We start from the raw sequence: 17,847 nt of genomic DNA, 5'->3' as shown, positions 1-17,847 counted from the left end.
TTTAATTTAGCGCTTCAACTCGTTAAAGTATATTGTGATAATAATAGAAAGGAAGCGTTTTCATATGGCAAACAAATTGTTCGCACTTGATATCGGAACACGCTCCGTTGTGGGCATAATTTTAGAACAACATGCAGATACATACCATGTCGCCGATATTTTAGTAAAAGAACATAAAGAGCGTGCAATGGTTGATGGCCAAATACATAACGTCCTGTATGTAGCGGAGCTTATACAGGAAATCAAGACTGAATTGGAAGAAACTCACGGTCCTTTGGAGAAAGTGAGTGTAGCAGCAGCCGGGCGTGCATTAAAAACCGAACAGGCCAGTGTTTCCATTTCCATTAAAAACCGACCGATTTTTACGGAAGAGGATATTAACCGCCTGGAACTGCAGGCCGTTCAACAGGCTCAGCAACAATTATTGCTTCATAAAGAAGATACAAAAAATAACCATTATTATTGTGTCGGCTATTCCGTTTTATATTTCCGTTTGGATGGAGAAGAAATTGGGAGCCTTCTCGATCAGCAAGGTGATGAAGCATCCGTTGAAGTCATTGCCACTTTCCTGCCGCGTGTTGTCGTGGAATCATTGCTTGCGGCATTAAAACGAGCCAATTTGGAAATGGAAGCCCTCACATTAGAACCGATTGCCGCAATCAATGTACTAATTCCTCCTTCAATGCGCCGCTTGAATGTGGCACTTGTAGATATTGGTGCCGGAACTTCGGATATTGCCATTACAGACAAAAGTACAGTTGTAGCTTACGGAATGGTTCCTACTGCTGGTGATGAAATTACCGAAAGTTTAAGTGACCATTATTTACTGGATTTTCCGATTGCTGAAATGGCAAAGCGCCAATTGCATACGAGCGAGGAAATTCTTATTCAGGATATTTTAGGATTTGACGAATATTTTCCACGTGAAGAAGTAATCAAGGCAATATACCCTGCAATTGAAAATTTGGCAAAGTCCATTGGCGAGGAAATACTACGTTTAAATAATAACACGCCTCCAAAAGCGGTCATGTTAGTTGGCGGCGGGAGTTTAACACCCTACTTGCCGGAAGAAATCGGCAAAACATTAAATTTGCCGTCTAACCGTGTAGCGGTACGTGATGTGAATGCCATTCAGAATTTAACACGCGCACAACATATTGCCGCAACACCTGAGCTTGTGACACCGATTGGAATTGCGATTGCTGCACAAAAATCACCGATCCATTACATGTCAATAAAAGTAAATGAACAAATTGTACGACTATTTGAATTGAAGGAAATGACAGTCGGTGATGCATTTTTGGCTGCGAATGTCAGAGCAAAACAATTATACGGCAAACCCGGACACGGTTTGTCGATTACAGTAAACGGTCAAAATGTTTTCGTGCCAGGTGAGCATGGACAGCCGGCACAAATCATTTTGAATGGTGAAAATGCCTCGATTAAATCTCTCATTAAAAATGGAGATCAAATAGAGTTGATTCCCGGAAAAGATGGGACAGGCGCATCTGTTACTATAGGGGAAATTATTGACCATGCTTCCGTAAAAACTGTGACAATTCAAGAAATACAATACAATGTAGAACCGGCAGTATTTGTAAACGGTCAAATCGTAAAATTGGATACACCTTTACAGGATCGAGACGTAATCGTTGTCGAAACAATCGAAACGGTTGAAGATGTATTAAAATCATTGAAGCAATCTGTGCATATGCAGCAGTTCCAATCATATTTCGTTCAAATCGATGGGAAACCTGTTTCGTTCCCTGATTATTCATCACAGCTTAACATTAACGGAAAACCGGGAAAACTGCATTACCCTGTTCAAAATGGAGATATCATTACATTTGAACAGCGTCATTTACCGACAGCTGAACAAATTGCAGCACATTTGAATTTGTTATTGGAAGAAAAGGCGATTGTAACGTTCCAGCATGAACAAGTCGAACTTGTTAAAGTAGCCCGCGAGTTTTCTGTAAACGGTCAAGTTGTCCAATGTGAAGCAATAGTGCCGAATGGGGCTACAATTAATATTATTGAAAAAGATACAAACAAATGGATTTATCAGGATGTCTTTCGATTTTCGAGCTGGCAGCTTCCTGCTTCATTTAAAGGGTCGTTTACGATTTTACGTAATGGGCAGCCATCTTCATTTGATGCTGAGATATTCGGTGGCGACCAACTTGAAATTCAGCTAACCGATCAACCGGTTGTTGAATAGTAAAAAAACGGCTCCCAATACATTTTGGGAGCCGTTTTTCTTATTGTACATCTGTATGGCGTGTTGAGTTTGGTGCGATATCCGGGTCTGTATTTACGCTATCCGGATCTGGAGATTCAGCAGCTAGTACTTCTTCATCTACCATTTTATCTAATGGCAATGGTTCCTCACCTTCTGATGAAGCTGTTCCATCATCTAGAACTGGTGGTTGTTTCGCTGTTTTCGCTTTTACTTTTTCAACAATTGAAGAAGATTGTTCTTTTAATTGAGTCGAAAGCTGTGCCGTCTTCTCCTTTGCAGTGCCAGAAAGCTCGATACTCTTGTCCTTTAATGTGACAGCTTGTACCGCAACATCATTACGCATTTCACTGCCTGTCTTCGGTGTGAGTAATAAAGCTGTCGCTACACCAACGATACCGCCTACCAATGCGCCGATAACAAAATCCTTAACGTGAATTTTTTCATCATCATAAATCGAATCATTTAATCGGTTATAATCATAGTTTACGCGTTTTTCTTCCATTTTAAAAACTCCCCCTTGTTATTGAATATCATTTTCCCTTTTACTTGCGTTTTAAGAAACCAAACTTTGACTTCTGGCCTAAATTTGGTGGTGTTTCATTTGTTCTAGTACTCGTATAAACAATATCCTCTTCATTAATCGGCTTGCGCTGACGCCATTGGTCTGCAATCCCCATCGCTACATTACTCCATTGAACAACTTGCGCAATCTTATCTTCGTTTTTATGCACTTCCGTTGAAATCGATGTTGTAATACGTTGAACTGATGAATTCAAATTATTCACAGAATCCCCAACACCTTTTACAGCATGCATTACTGAATTTAACTTCTCCGATTTATCTGAAATATCATCTGCCAATGCATTTGTTTTTGTAAGCAGGCTTGTCGTCTCACGTGTAATGCCTTCCATTTGTCCTTCAATGCCGGCAACTGTTCCCGCAATAGAATTTAATGTATTCTTAACAGAAAACAATGTCATACCAATACTTACACAAAGGACTAAAAATCCGATTGCAGCCACTAATGCCGCAATATAAAGTAATACTTCCATCAAATATAACCTCCTCTATCTAGTTCCACTTATTACATTCGACAAAAATTGCGACAATCCTTTTCCTAGAAAAGCATTTTTCCGCATAACCTTCACGAAATACAAGCTTTTCTTACGTGAATACTGTTAATTTATTATTTATTCACTCAAGACGAATAGCCATTTTGTCCATGCTTTCATATTCCCCAATCTGTTGATGAATAAAACCCTTTTTATGAATAGAAGTTCTACATTTATCCGTATTAATGGAAAACCCGATTGGTTCGGACCAACACGATGTTAGTCGTTACAGGACATGACGGTTTCAGCTTGTGTTCTTTTTCTAATCAGTAGGGGATGAAAAAACTCCTAAGTTAAGTTTCACTTTATGTATGGAAAAACAGCTTATCCTTTTACTTATAGGTTAAGCTGTTTTTCATTTAATTCAAAATTGCTTCAAAGGCATCTTGATATTTATGAACATCTCCCGCTCCCATAAACAGGAATACGGCATTTTCATGTTTTTTAAGTTGATTAACTGTTTCGATTGTTAAAACCTCACAGCCATCGATTAAATCTGCTAAATCTTGAATCGAAAGCTCTCCTTGTTTTTCGCGTGCTGAACCAAAAATATCACATAAGTAGGTTGCGTCGGCTCCGCTCAAACTATCCGCAAAGTTTTGTAAAAATGCTTTAGTTCGAGTAAAGGTATGCGGCTGGAATACCGCTACAACTTCACGATCAGGATATTTTTGTCGTGCCGATTGCAAAGTTGCCGCAATTTCTGTCGGATGGTGTGCATAATCATCCACTAAAACCGCATTGCCAACTTTTGTTTCAGTAAAGCGACGTTTTACCCCGCCATAAGTATTAAGACGTTCTTGGATCAGCTTTGCTGGAACTCCTTCATAATGACACAGTGAAATTACCGCCAACGAGTTTAAAATCGTATGGTCACCGAATAGCGGAATAAAGAATTTACTGTAAAACTCATTACGCACATAAACATCAAATTCCGTACCTTCCGATGTTTTTACGATATTACGTGCAGAAAAATCATTGGCAGGATCAAAACCATAGTAGACAACTGGTACATTTGCTTGAATTTTCTGAAGCTGTTCATCATCTCCGCAAGCAATGATTGCTTTATTCACTTGTAAAGCCAGCTGTTGGAAAGCATCGTATACATCGTCAATGCTCGTAAAATAATCCGGATGATCAAAATCGATATTCGTCATGATTGCATAATCCGGATGATACGCTAAAAAGTGGCGACGGTATTCACATGCTTCCATAACAAAATATGAAGCATCTTTTTTACCTGAACCAGTACCGTCACCGATTAAATACGATGTCGGCATATAACCGCCTACAACATGGCTCATTAAACCAGTCGTAGACGTTTTACCATGTGCACCTGTAATGGCAATAGAAGTATAGCGATTGCTGTATTCGCCTAAAAACTTATGGTAGCGAATGACCTCAACACCTAACTCGCGTGCACGCACTAATTCTGGATGATCATCATTAAATGCATTCCCTGCAATAACTGTTAAACCTTCTTTAATATTGTTTTCATCGAAATTTAAAATTTCTATTCCTCGGTCACGTAATGGTTGCTCCGTAAAATAGTATGTTTCATAGTCTGAACCTTGAACTTGCTCTCCTGCATCAAATAGAATTTGTGCCAGGGAACTCATGCCTGAACCTTTAATACCGGTAAAATGATAGCGTGTCATTATTTATAAAACCCTCCTAGGATACGAAGACCCCATTGAATTATCCATTTATTGTTTCAAAGTATGCCTACATTATAGCACTAAATACACGTTACGATAATTGAACGACAATTCTAATTTTTTTAATTGTTCAATTTGCTGGTGCTTTAGCCTCCGAATTGCTCAAACAGCTCTTCCTCTGTAATATATACATCTCTTGGTTTGCTTCCTTTTGGTTCTGAAACATAACCATGCCGCTCTAACATATCGATTAATCTAGCTGCTCGATTATAGCCAATATGATAACGTCGTTGTAAAAGTGATGTCGATGCTGAGCCTTGTTCATAGACAAATCGGCATACCTCCTCAAACAACTCGTCTTGTTCCTCTATTGTTTCTGAGCGTTTTAATAATTCTTCCTGTTTAAAGATATATTGTGGCTCGCCTTGTTCACGTACATACTCGATAATTTCTTCGATTTCATCATCGGTTACAAATGTACCTTGAATACGTGTTGGAGCCGACATTCCATTTCCTAAATATAGCATATCTCCGCGTCCCAGCAATCGTTCTGCGCCCTGTGAATCCAAAATTGTGCGAGAGTCGATTTGTGATGATACTGAAAATGCGATACGTGTTGGAATATTGGACTTTATCAGACCAGTTATTACATCTACAGATGGGCGCTGTGTAGCAACAATTAAGTGTATTCCTGCAGCACGGGCCTTTTGCGTAATTCGTACAATACTGTCTTCTACATCTTGTGGGGACATCATCATTAAATCCGCCAACTCATCGATGACAATTAATAAGTATGGAAGCTTCTGTGCATACATACCATTCGCATCACACATTTTATTATATGCTTCTATTTTACGTGCACCGCTGTGCATAAATAACTCATATCGTCTTTCCATTTCCTCTACTGCCCATTTTAATGCTGCAGTCGCTGCTTTAACATCTGTAATAACAGGGCTGACTAAATGCGGAATATGATTAAATGGCGCAAGCTCTACCATTTTCGGATCAATCAGCATCAGCTTTAATTCATTTGGATTTGCTTTATACAGCAGGCTGACTAAAATCGAGTTAATACATACCGATTTTCCCGATCCTGTAGCACCGGCGATCAGACCATGCGGCATTTTCCGTAAGTCGATTGTGACAGGCTTCCCTGTTAAGTCCAAACCAAGTGCTGCCTCCAATGGCGAATCCGAGTCTTTAAACGATGCGGATTCTGTCACTTCTGAAAGGCGAACCGAACGGGAAATCCGGTTTGGAATCTCAATACCGATTGAACGTTTTCCCGGAATTGGCGCATCAATTCGAATATCTTTTGCAGCTAATGCCAATTTAATATCATCCGTTAAATTGCGGACTTTGCTTACTTTCGTCCCGTGCCCTACTGTAATTTCAAATTGTGTAACGGCTGGTCCTTGGACAATCGATTCAATTTGCGCCTGAACTTGGAAATGCGATAGTGCTTCCACTAAATTTTCGCCCTGTTCATCCATCCAGTCGCGGTCTTCCACCATTTCCTCCGGTGGTACTAAATATTCAAGAGGTGGCTTTACATAAGGTATTCTTTTAACTGGAGGTGCTTCTATTACGGTCTCAGCTGCCTCTGCTATCACTTCTTGAGTAGAATCCGCTTTTACGTCCGCCGATTTTTCAACAATTGGCTCTTCCTCCTCTTTTACTGATGGAAGTTCTGTCACCTCTTGGATTTCCGGTACTTCTTGAACGTTCAACGTTTCTGGAACTTCTTCCACTACAGCTTCCGTAGTTGCGGCGACTTCTAATAGCTCTTCTACTTTTGCTGGTACATCGGATTCACGTTCCAACAATCCAATAGATGTAGAAGTCGTTGTCCTTACTGTCTCCTCTTCAGACTGATTAGTCGGTTCATGCTTCACAACTTGCTCGTTAAAAGTAATGACTTCAGCATTTTCCTGTACTTGTCGTACTTCATTCTGAGATAACAGAGTTTCTTGTTCAACAGTTTCTACTTCATCATTCTTTTCATGTTGCACTATATTTTCTAGTTCAGTATGAACTTCTATAGTCTCTACAACCGAATTAATAATGTTTTCTTGCTCTTCTTCGTCTACTTTAATTTTTTTACTTTGCATGCTAAGCTGCTGTTCGACAAATTGCTTCGTCATCAGTTTTTGCTTGTCTGACTTCAGCATTACCACATTAAAAGGAACACGGCTTCTCGTACTGATTGGCTGTACTGGATCCAATTCTTCCTTCTTCTCTTCAATTACTATGGCTTCGTCAGATGGTGGCATTTGCTCCACATTTAATTGACCGATGTGTATCGTCGAATTTTCAATCGTTACATGCTTTACTTGTACATCACTGATTGTTTCTGCAACGGAAGATTCTTCTTTTACAGCTTCTTCCGCTTCCTCTTCATCTTCTATTTCAATAACTGCTTCTGTCCGTTGGTCTAGTACCTCTTCTTCCACCGGTTGCTTTTCTTCTAAAGCTGATTCGTCGTTTTCGAATAAATTCAATTTTTCTTCATGCACAATTTCTGGTTCAAGTATTTCGGTTTGTGCAATCTCTGCTTCTGAATCAGGCTCGTGTATTTCTTGTTCATTAATTGGTATAGCTTGTTGTTCTTCCTCATCTGGTTGTAAAACAACCGGTTCAGTCGGCTGTTCCGCCGTTTCATTATGTTCTGTTTCAATTATTGATTGATGTTCGTGCTCTTCTTTTTTAAGCTTTTCATCCTGCTGCTTTTCGATTAATTCTTCAATTGATGACGGTTTTTTAAAACCGTGTACAGGCGACGGAACATCTGTAGGAATGAAACGTTTCCTGATTTCGATCGGTTTTAAAATTTGTTTATTTTCAGTTCTTTCTGCGCGTACAGGCTTATTGTGACGTATCGCTTCCCGTTCTTCTTTTAAATTCGGTAAACGGCGAACAGGATCTCTTGTATGCACTACATTGGTGTGGCCTTTCCCTTTACGGCGGCGTTCCAGTAAATCTCGTATACCGGATACTTCGACATCATATACTTCCTTGGCTGTATGCTTTTGCAAATAATTTGGTAATGTCAGTTTTTCCTTATCATCATCATAAAAGCGTGTCGTTTGTCGCTGCTCATTATCCTGTTTAGCTGCTTCCTCATAATCATCTTCTATTAGAGGAAATCGGAATGTTTTTTTTGGCGCATCAGGTTCTTCATAATAATTTTGCTGTGCTTGTGATTGTTTTGTTTGATCTATTTCATCCGATTTTGGAGATTCTTCATACTCATCATATTCTTCATCTGGATCCATTTTAAATAGTTTATTAAATTTATTTTTAATCCAACTCATAAATACCACTTCTTTCCTTAAAAACATTGCCGTACAAATTCCACTATTTGTAACGGTCTTTATTCTTATTTAAATTGCTGTGTATAAATTATATACACCTCAAAAGCATATCATATTTGCCGGGTAAATGCGCTTTGTCGCTGATATTTTTAAGGATAAAAAAAAGTTAGTATGAGAGACTCAGCTCAACATACTAACTTATCGTACATATTAACGAGTTGGAACCTCGAATGGGCTTCCTACTTCTGCAGAATCGTCCAGTACTAAAATACCTTTTACTTCAGGTGCGCCTGGAATTGCTAGTTCACGTGCAGAGCAAAGCATACCGAATGAATCTTCACCACGTAAGTTTCCTTCTTTGATCAATAAACCAGAAGGCATAACAGCGCCCACTTTGGCTACAACTACTTTTTGGCCTGCGTCAACATTCGGTGCTCCACATACGATCTGTAATGTTTCATCCCCAACGTTTACTTTACAAACACTTAGTTTATCTGCATTTGGATGCTTTTCTTTTGATTCAACATAGCCAACTACAAATTTTGGCGAGAAGTCTACATCTAGAGAAATTTCTGCGCTGTTTGCTTTTAAAGCCGCTTCTAACTTCTCTACAAGTTCCGGTGTGACTTCCACATTCCCTGCAACATCCAGTTCTACGTACTTGCTAGCATTAAAAAGGTTAAATGCTTTCACTTCACCAGTTGTCTCTTCTTTTAAAATGGCTACATCGCCAGCGCGATCCATCGCTGTTTTTACGATTGTCTCCATTGATAATTGAACTAATAGGACATCTCCTACATGTGCTTTGTTGTAAGCTACTTTCATTTTTCTTCTTGCTCCTTTTTTACTTTGTTTTTCGCTAAAATAAATATTGGTTCTAAATGACCGTTTTCGTATACAAATGACAAGCTCGTAACAGGAACTGCGCCAACTGTAAAGAAATGCATCGTCATCTGCGCTAATACATCATACCCTACTTCATTCCGAATATCACCAATAATTAATACATCCTGATGCGGGACGGATACCGTCATTTCGCCTTCAATTTGAGCTTCCATTTCCTTTAATAAGCTTTCGTTTAAAATACGACTTGCATCATAACCGTCATTTTGATTTAAAAAGTAATAGACATTGCCCGAAACTTCATCACGTTTAACAGAAGTAGGCAATTTTTTTACAGAAAAACGGGCTGCTTCGCGTATATGCTCCTCTGTTACATTTAATTTCGGCAACATTGATTCATCGATTAAACGATAAGTTGTACCTAAATCGAGCGCATAATAAATACGTGTTTCCGCTGTATGATCTGTCATGACAAATGCATGGCCATCATTCGACTTTTTAGGGAAGGATGTTGAGCGGATGATCGGATAAACAGAAGCAAGCCCGGCAAAGCCCTGTTCTTCTTCCCGTTGCATCGCTAAAAATGTTTGCTCAACTGTATAAATCACTTCATCAATTGCCTGCTTTTTTTTCTTTTCATACTTCGTTAAAATTTCGGGTAAAGAGATATCCATCCCTCGTCTGATTTTTTTATGTTCAAGACGTAATTTATCATGCTTTTCATCGAATGTGAATGTAAAGTTCGCCTCACCTAACTTAGCCTTCAGTTCAGCTACTAACTGTTTCGATTCCATTCAACCACTCCTTTTTCTAATCAAAAACGGCTCACAAATGTGAACCGTTCCATTTACTTCATCTATTGTAACAAAAAAGCTATGTGATTTCTTTACTCAACGCCTCAACTAGTTAACCACTTTCACTGTTTTCACAATTTCCATCATTTCCTGGATTTTATCGTCAATTTTCTTGTCCTCGGAAATAGTCGACAGCTTAACACCGCCTAAATTAACGATCAGTTCATATTTCTCTTCAGGAAATTTTGTGACAGCAGAAAATCCGAATTGGCCCTCCGATTCGAAAGTTTTCTCTTCAACAATTTCATTTTGGTTTTCCTGCTTTAGCAACTCATACTGTAACTGACTGTCTCCCGGTTCATTTTGATTGACGAATAATATATAGGAATCTTTACCATTCAGAATCGTATAATTCAATTCATCAATTCCTTTTTCAATACTATATCCTTTTGGTAAGTATAGCTCTATATGTCCAATCGTTTTGTTTGCTTCGTTCGGTTTGCTGCTAAACATTGTTTCAGCATTTTCCATCCCTGCTTGTGCCTGTTCTTCGACTGTTTGACTGCATGCTGATAATATAACAACAAGTGAAGTAATCAAAAACGCATGTATCCATTTACGACCCATTGTTTTCCCTCTCTTTCAAACGTTCAATCAGTATCATAATAATTTTCCGAGCCGTAATGCAACGAATGTGCTCTACATCCGGCCCTTTTGCTCTTTATTTATTTTAAACAAGATTTGACCGACTAATAACTTAACAATATGTTCAAACATTTCTTTTCTGTCGATTAAATTATTTGAGAAAATACCAACTGCTCCTTGATGATGACGAATATTTTCGCTATTTGTATAGACGTCCATCACCGGTCCAAGTTCCTTGCCCATACGAAGCTCCTGTGCAATTTCTTCCGGTAAGGCAAATTGAGCCCCTGAGCTAGCAATGACCGTACCATCCTTTAAAATAGCCGCTCCCCAGTTACAGCAATACATTGTTCCTTCGATTTCATCGACGCCACCTTCAAGTCCAAATGTTATATCCGCATTTGTAAGCATCATTGTATGACGTGCACGGTTGATCGCACCTTGTCTCGTTTCTTCATTTGAGAAAGGCTGAATCGATACATCAGAAGGTACATCCATATTTTCGATTGTGGCTTCAGGGAAATACTGTTTGACAATTGCTTCAACTGCACCTAATTTCGCCATATTTTTCGATCCGACTGCTACTTTCATCATTTCATCTCCAAGCTGTTCTTTTTTAAACGGTCTATACCTATATAAAATGGTTTACCATTTACTATGTAAGTCACGTTAAACCTATTATCCGCAACTAAAAAACAAGAATGCGATAAGTCCGCATCCTTGTATTATAATATAATATTGAATTTTTTTATACGTTTGCGCGAATAGATTCGATTGTAGAACGGTCGGCAGTTTGAATTAATTTTATTAAAAGTTCTTTAGCGGCTGCATAATCATCCACATGAATAATCGAAGCAGATGTGTGAATATAACGTGAGCAAACCCCTATTACTGCTGATGGTATCCCGTCATTTTGGGTGTGTACACGTCCTGCATCTGTACCACCTTGAGAGACGAAATACTGGTATGGAATATTGTTTGATTCTGCTGTATCCAGTACGAATTCACGCATACCACGGTGTGTAACCATTGAACGGTCTAAAATTCGGAGTAATGTTCCTTTGCCTAGTTGACCGAATTCATTTTTATCGCCAGATGTATCATTCGCCGGTGATGCATCCAATGCAAAAAACAGATCAGGTTTAATCATATTTGATGAAACCGCTGCACCGCGTAAACCGACCTCTTCCATAACATTCGCTCCAGAATAAATATGGCTCTTCACTTCTTGACCGTGAATCTCTTTTAAAAGTTCGATTGCTAAACCACAGCCATAGCGATTATCCCAAGCTTTTGCCATAATTTTTTTTGGATTTGCCATCGGTGTGAATGGACATACCGGAATAATGGATTGCCCTGGTCGTACACCTAAATTCATCGCATCTTCTTTTGAATCTGCTCCGATATCGATCAGCATATTTTTAATGTCCATCGGTTTTGAACGTTCCGCATCTGTTAATAAGTGTGGTGGAATAGATGCTATAACACCCGGAATTTCACGATCTTTCGTATAGACCGTAACGCGTTGTGCCAGCATCACCTGGTTCCACCATCCGCCAAGTGTTTGGAAACGGACCATGCCGTTTTCAGTAATGGAAGTAACCATAAATGCTACTTCATCCATATGGCCAGCGACTAAAATTTTTGGTGCTTGTTCATCTTTTGCTTTACGCACACCGAATACGCCGCCTAAATTATCCTGAATAACTTCATCAGAATATTTCGCTAATTCCGAACGCATAAAATTGCGGACCGCTCGCTCATTCCCTGGTGCACCAGGCAATTCTGTTAATGTTTTAAAAAGAGCAAGTGTATCTTGATTCATTCTGCAACACCTCTAAATGTAGATTTGCCTTCATTATACCACAAATTGCAAGCAATATTTCGACTTTCGAACCTTCTATTATTTTTACTCTATTTTCAGAATATGATAAAGTAAATGTAGTCACTATTTTGAGGAGGTATTTTGAAATGAATTTAAAAGACTTTACAATAGGGGTTGTAACAGGGATGGCAGCTGCTGTCATTGTTAAAGAAATGAGCAATCGTGTCGCACCATTTGCGAATCCAGATCATATTTTAGCCAACATTAAAGAAGAATTTAAAAAACATGCTCCAATTGATGGTTCTTGGATTTACATGAAAACTGAAAACTTCAGTAATGGATTTACAGAAACTCCGGTTTACCGTGGAGGTATTTCACGTACAATCAACGGCGAGCTAGAAAACTACGAGTTCGCAGCAGATGCCCGTTCCGGTGCCATTGTAGATATTAAACAAATATAATGTAAATGATGCGATGACATAATTTTAGTCATCGTATTTTTTTATATGCTAAAAGTACGCAACCGATAATAAAAGCACCTGCATCATAAATATGCAGGTGCTTTCGTGTTTACTTAATTAATGCCGGTTTCGAACGTTCCAGGCTATCTGTTACTTCCTTGCCTGTTGCATCCCACTGAATCATGCGGTAATACGCATCATGGTAGAAGATAAAACGGTAGCCATTTGAAAGCGCTTCTTTTATCAACTTTTCTTTCGCAAATACGCTTGTCATCGGGTAATCATCATACGCCAATACCCAAAGCGGATTTTGATGGGCATGTGTCGGCATAATATCCGCCATATGTAACGCCACTTCACCGTTCTGTTCAAGGCGAATAATTGCATGTCCTTCACTATGGCCGCCCGTATGGATCATTTTTAAGCCTGGAGCCACTTCCAGCTCCCCTTCATATGTTGAGACTAAATGCTGTACAGGCTCCCAGTTTTCTTTCCAATACGTATTTTTCGAACGGATATTCGGATTGCGCATCTCATCCCATTCAATCTGTGTCGTGTGAATAACTGCATTAGGGAAAACCGGAACAAGCTTGTCCCCTTCCCACTTCGTTAAACCGCCAGCATGATCAAAATGTAGATGTGTCATCAAAATTGCATCAATATCACTTGGCTGTAATCCAGCTTCAGCCAGGCTATTTTCAATTGTTGATTCTTCTGAAACACCGAAATTGCGCAGCTGCTTTTCATTTAACTTACCTGCACCTACACCAGAATCGATTAAGTAATTTTTCCCCTCGTACTGAATTAAAATTGGTTCACATGCTAATTCAATCTGGTTCAATTCATTTACCGGATATTTACGAGACCACAGTGCTTTTGGCACTACCCCAAACATAGCCCCGCCATCAAGTGCTGTGACACCCCCATGTAACCATGTTAGTGTCATGTTGTGAAATTCCAATCGATCCATTTCTCCATCCCCCTAAATCGTTATTATTTCGTCTTGTATTGGCATTCTAGTCGATATATTGGTTGACCGAGCTTTGAGAATTTCTCCTCGTATTCTGTCATAATATTATCTTCCGGCATATTCGCATGTAAGTCTAGCGATACATAGTTTAATGCCATACCATACTCGTTCATACTTACGAGTGAATATTCAAAAAGACCACGGTTATCCGTTTTAAAATGGATTTCACCGTTATCAACTAAAATGTTCTCATAAATTTTCAGGAAACCTTCATGTGTAAGGCGACGCTTTGCATGTCGCACTTTAGGCCATGGATCCGAGAAGTTCAGATAGACACGGTCCACATCCCCTTTTTCGAAAAACTCTTCCAGCTTCGCGCCATCAACTTTTAATAAACGCAAATTCGATGGTTTGTTTGCTTCTTCGATTTTTTCAAGGGCACAGACGATAACACTATCAAATAATTCAATACCGATATAATTAATATCCGGATTTTGCAGTGCCATCCCTAAAACGAATTGCCCTTTACCTGTACCAACTTCGATATGAATCGGGTTGTCGTTGCCGAATGCTTCATTCCACTTGCCTTTATAATCTTCCGGGTTTGGAATAATTACATCAGGATGTTGTTGAATATATTCCGCTGCCCATGGTTTATGCTTTAATCTCACTTACTTATCCTCTTTTCTATTGTATAGCTGCCTCATATTATAACGGAAAATAGCTTCGTTTGCTTTTATTTTGCTAAATTCCATGCTTTTTTCTGAACGGTTATTTCAATTTTATTTTGACCGGGTGCTAATTTTTGGGTTTCCCCGTCTGCATGTGCCCTGACCGGTTCCTCAAAAATCAACTGTGCTTCCGTTGCTGCAAACTGTTCGACTTCCTTCAAAAGTGTATGCTTCCCTAAAAAGACTGTTCCAAAAAGGAATAATAATTTCCATTTCGATAAATTGGAAACGACTGTCACTTCGAACTGGCCATCGGATGTATTCGATTCTGGAGATATCTTCATTCCCCCTCCAAAATAAGGCTGATTGCTCGCAGTTACAAACCATACATTTTGGTATTGTTTCTTTTTCCCTGCATGGAATATCGTAAGCTTAAACGGTTTATAAGTAAAAAGTGCGTGAATGACGTAATAAGGATAGCTCAGCTTCCCAAGTTTCCATTTATTAAGCGACCTTTTCAGTGTTGACTTGTTCGCGGTATTCGCCACTAATGCATCAAACCCCACACCAAAATTATTAATAAAGTATTTGGTTGTCCCACCTTGTTTCACTACCCCGCAATCATGTGAAGTACTATTTACTCTCTTTACAAATTGCTCTAATTGTTTGCTCGTTTCGAATGCTTGATACCCCCTGCCAAAATCATTGCCAGAGCCTGCCGAAATTACCCCTAAATAGACATTATCAAAATGTACTGCGCCATTCAGCACTTCGTGAATTGTCCCATCCCCGCCAATAGCAATTAGACAGACCGGATTTTCCTTTGTTGCTCGCCCGGCAATTTGCTTTGCCATCAGCAGCGAATGGCCTGCGTATTTTGTCCAATGGATTTGATACGGTATCGCCAACTGCTGTTCAAACTGATGCCAACGCTTAACCCCTTGCCCATTACCTGCAAAAGGATTAATAATAAAATGCACTTCCATTATTTAATCTTCCTTATTTTCCGTATTCCAGATTTCCCGATGAAAAGATGTTGTTTGAACTGTGTTTAAAATGGCTTGTGCTCCACGTATTTGCATATGCTTCATCGGTGAAACAGAATGTGCTAATTGTCCCATCCATTCAGGGAATTTCCGTTTATCCACAAATGAAACGCCATACATTGTACCGGGATAATCAATATAGCCATTTCTTGTTAACAACACTTTACGAATCGGCAGTTCAATATGATTCTGCTGAAAAATCTGCTCAATAACTTTTTCCATCCGGTTTAATTGAATTAAAGGGCTTAACACTTTTTTTTCATTTTTTCCGACCTTCTTTAACCAGAAGCGTTCGCTATTTGCAATATATACCGCCTGACTTTCCTGCTCCAAAACCGTAATACATAGACATTCTGTCGGTGTCATTATAATAATATCCAATTCTATCGGCGCTTTTTTCACACGTAAAATCGGATAATAGAATACTAAGTAATTGTCCGGCAATGTTTGGAGCATGGAACGCAATAATGTATCACGCATAAATTTTGGATCTACATATGATTTTTCACGTAATGTGGAGCTTGCCCATTTCATTTGAAAATGAAAAAACTGATCAATGAACATTTTCTTAAGTTCTTCCAATGTTTTTGGTGTATAGACGAGATTCGGTTCAAAAATCAGCGTCGTATCGTCTTCCTGATATGGATTTTCTTCTACTGCCCAATCGTTGGAGATGGTTACTTTTTCGATATCTTCTTGTTCTTCTTCGGTTACTTCTAGTTCTTTTTTAAAAGGGAAAAGTTTTTGAAACAGTGATTTTTTCTTCTCTTCCTTTACTTCTTCCTCAATATGTTCCCAACGTTCTATTGCTTCACCCGTCTGCCATTGATACTTTATCCGCTCCCACTGATTTTGCTTTAAGCGAATAAACTGTGTTGGATAGCGTGCCAAGTCAATTTCGTAACGTGAAATATAATCTTGAAGTTTTATTAACTGAGCCATTTTATCTACTCCCTAAGTTCTTTCCTAATCTTCATTACGTTATATTTTACAGGTTATCCGCAAAAAAAAATAGCGCATTGCCGTTAAGCAAGGCGCTATTTTTAAATTAAGGATTTATAATTTCCCCATAATATCGGGGTTGATTTCCATTCCGGGTCGGACGCTTTCCGCGGTCACGAGGCCAACACGATGTTGGTCACAAAAGCGTTGCCACAGGACGCGGCGTTCTTAGCTTTTGTTTCTTGTGCTCTCACTCGGTGCTCCTGTCGCTTCGCTTTCGTCATAAAATGAATTTTGCTGTTCCCGCAGGAAACGCAGTTTGTAGCGAAAGGCGTTAGCCGTCAGCTGATGTTTTCACAGTGCGAAAGGTGAAGCCGACAGCACTAACACTCGCCTCCCCTTCCATTCCAATTAACTTGTTCGCAATAAATTTTTTGCTTATTAATATAATACGGCGTACTAAATTATGCTTTAATGCCTTTTGGAATTTTTGTTTCAAATTGTGATTGTAATTTACGTGTCCATTCGCCCGGTGTCCCGTTGCCGATAACTGTGCCGTCAATTTCAATAACCGGAGTTACTTCTGATGTTGTTGAAGAAACGATTACTTCATCCATAGCAAGCAGCTGCTCTTTCGTCATTGCCTGTTCGTTAACAGTAAGACCGATTTCTGCTGCACATTTAATAATTACTTGACGAGTAATCCCATTTAAAATGAGATTGTTGGCTGGGTGTGTATATAGTACACCTTCTTTAATCCCGTAGATGTTTGAAGATGAACCTTCTGTAACAATCTCATCACGGTGTAGAATCGCTTCATAGCATCCTTTTTCATATGCTTCCTGTTTCGCAAGAACTGCACCAAGCAAGTTCAGTGACTTAATATCACAACGCAACCAGCGAATATCTTCCACAAATGTAGCCTTTACACCCTTTTCAAAGTTTTCTAATGGACGTGGATTTTCTTTCGCATTCCCAGTCAATACCGGTTTCACATCATCACCAGGGAAAATGTGGTTACGAGGGCCGGCACCACGTGTAATTTGGAAGTAAACATGACCTGTGTCAATGTTGTTCTCCTCTACAAGTTGATGCAGTAATTGGTGTAATTTATCTTTTGTATAAGGAATCGTAATGCGGATTTTTTCAGCACTGTCATAAAAACGGTCAATATGCTCAGTCGCTGTAAATAGTTCCCCATTATACACTTTTACTACTTCATACACACCGTCGCCAAATTGATAGCCTCGGTCTTCCTTGTCCACCAATACTTCTTCATTTTTTACAATTTGATCATTCCATAAACTAAAGCTCATCTCAAATA

16 protein-coding genes are annotated in these 17,847 nt (G+C 39.2%); 2 read left to right on the top strand and 14 right to left on the bottom strand.

Annotated elements, in window-relative coordinates:
- Positions 1–64: 64 nt before the first annotated feature.
- Positions 65–2,221, top strand: a complete 2,157-nt coding sequence (pilM, locus tag ABS917_RS04560) for a pilus assembly protein PilM (RefSeq protein WP_350477885.1) — start codon at positions 65–67, stop codon at positions 2,219–2,221.
- Between the two features lie 40 nt (positions 2,222–2,261).
- Here the strand turns inward: pilM and ABS917_RS04555 are convergent, their stop codons facing one another.
- The 9 genes from ABS917_RS04555 to ABS917_RS04515 all read right to left on the bottom strand — a co-directional run bounded on the left by ABS917_RS04555 (position 2,262) and on the right by ABS917_RS04515 (position 12,433).
- Entirely contained in the window at positions 2,262–2,744 is a 483-nt protein-coding gene (locus ABS917_RS04555) for a YtxH domain-containing protein (RefSeq protein ID WP_350477884.1), read from the bottom strand.
- 40 nt (positions 2,745–2,784) lie between these two features.
- The gene (locus tag ABS917_RS04550; RefSeq protein WP_350477883.1) at positions 2,785–3,294 is read right to left on the bottom strand and encodes a DUF948 domain-containing protein; all 510 of its coding nucleotides are present in this window, start codon (positions 3,292–3,294) and stop codon (positions 2,785–2,787) included.
- 419 nt (positions 3,295–3,713) lie between these two features.
- Complete coding sequence (gene murC, locus ABS917_RS04545) at positions 3,714–5,012, bottom strand: UDP-N-acetylmuramate--L-alanine ligase (RefSeq protein WP_350477882.1); 1,299 nt, start codon at positions 5,010–5,012, stop codon at positions 3,714–3,716.
- Between the two features lie 146 nt (positions 5,013–5,158).
- Positions 5,159–8,326, bottom strand: a complete 3,168-nt coding sequence (locus ABS917_RS04540) for a DNA translocase FtsK (protein WP_350477881.1) — start codon at positions 8,324–8,326, stop codon at positions 5,159–5,161.
- Positions 8,327–8,536: 210 nt separating this feature from the next.
- Positions 8,537–9,151, bottom strand: a complete 615-nt coding sequence (gene ytpR, locus ABS917_RS04535) for a YtpR family tRNA-binding protein (RefSeq protein WP_350477880.1) — start codon at positions 9,149–9,151, stop codon at positions 8,537–8,539.
- The gene (locus tag ABS917_RS04530) at positions 9,148–9,963 is read right to left on the bottom strand and encodes a DUF1444 domain-containing protein (protein ID WP_350477879.1); all 816 of its coding nucleotides are present in this window, start codon (positions 9,961–9,963) and stop codon (positions 9,148–9,150) included. Before ABS917_RS04530 ends, ytpR begins: the two co-directional genes overlap by 4 nt.
- 108 nt (positions 9,964–10,071) lie before the next feature.
- Complete coding sequence (locus ABS917_RS04525) at positions 10,072–10,590, bottom strand: hypothetical protein (protein WP_350477878.1); 519 nt, start codon at positions 10,588–10,590, stop codon at positions 10,072–10,074.
- Between the two features lie 72 nt (positions 10,591–10,662).
- Complete coding sequence (locus tag ABS917_RS04520) at positions 10,663–11,199, bottom strand: DUF84 family protein (RefSeq protein ID WP_350477877.1); 537 nt, start codon at positions 11,197–11,199, stop codon at positions 10,663–10,665.
- Between the two features lie 157 nt (positions 11,200–11,356).
- Positions 11,357–12,433, bottom strand: coding sequence for a M42 family metallopeptidase (locus ABS917_RS04515; protein WP_350477876.1), 1,077 nt, complete (start codon positions 12,431–12,433; stop codon positions 11,357–11,359).
- Positions 12,434–12,579: 146 nt separating this feature from the next.
- Here ABS917_RS04515 and ABS917_RS04510 point away from each other — a divergent pair, with 146 nt between their 5' ends.
- Positions 12,580–12,894, top strand: coding sequence for a hypothetical protein (locus tag ABS917_RS04510; protein ID WP_350477875.1), 315 nt, complete (start codon positions 12,580–12,582; stop codon positions 12,892–12,894).
- 109 nt (positions 12,895–13,003) lie between these two features.
- Here ABS917_RS04510 and ABS917_RS04505 read toward each other — a convergent pair whose 3' ends face one another.
- The 5 genes from ABS917_RS04505 to dat form a co-directional block, all read right to left on the bottom strand.
- Positions 13,004–13,864 (bottom strand): YtnP family quorum-quenching lactonase, encoded by an 861-nt coding sequence (locus ABS917_RS04505; protein WP_350477874.1) that lies wholly within the window; start codon positions 13,862–13,864, stop codon positions 13,004–13,006.
- A gap of 23 nt (positions 13,865–13,887) precedes the next feature.
- On the bottom strand, positions 13,888–14,535 hold the full coding sequence (gene trmB / locus ABS917_RS04500; RefSeq protein WP_350477873.1) for a tRNA (guanosine(46)-N7)-methyltransferase TrmB: 648 nt from the start codon (positions 14,533–14,535) through the stop codon (positions 13,888–13,890).
- Between the two features lie 65 nt (positions 14,536–14,600).
- Complete coding sequence (locus tag ABS917_RS04495) at positions 14,601–15,521, bottom strand: diacylglycerol/lipid kinase family protein (protein ID WP_350477872.1); 921 nt, start codon at positions 15,519–15,521, stop codon at positions 14,601–14,603.
- A 3-nt stretch (positions 15,522–15,524) separates the two neighbouring features.
- Complete coding sequence (locus ABS917_RS04490) at positions 15,525–16,523, bottom strand: nuclease-related domain-containing protein (RefSeq protein ID WP_350477871.1); 999 nt, start codon at positions 16,521–16,523, stop codon at positions 15,525–15,527.
- A 464-nt stretch (positions 16,524–16,987) separates the two neighbouring features.
- Positions 16,988–17,839: a D-amino-acid transaminase gene (gene dat, locus ABS917_RS04485; RefSeq protein ID WP_350477870.1), complete on the bottom strand. Its 852-nt coding sequence runs from the start codon at positions 17,837–17,839 to the stop codon at positions 16,988–16,990.
- Between the last annotated feature and the right edge of the window lie 8 nt (positions 17,840–17,847).

The organism is Solibacillus sp. (assembly GCF_040273735.1).
Taxonomy (GTDB): Bacteria; Bacillota; Bacilli; order Bacillales_A; family Planococcaceae; genus Solibacillus.
The sequence above is the reverse complement of the archived record's forward strand: the minus strand, read 5'-3'. Positions and strand labels throughout refer to the sequence as shown.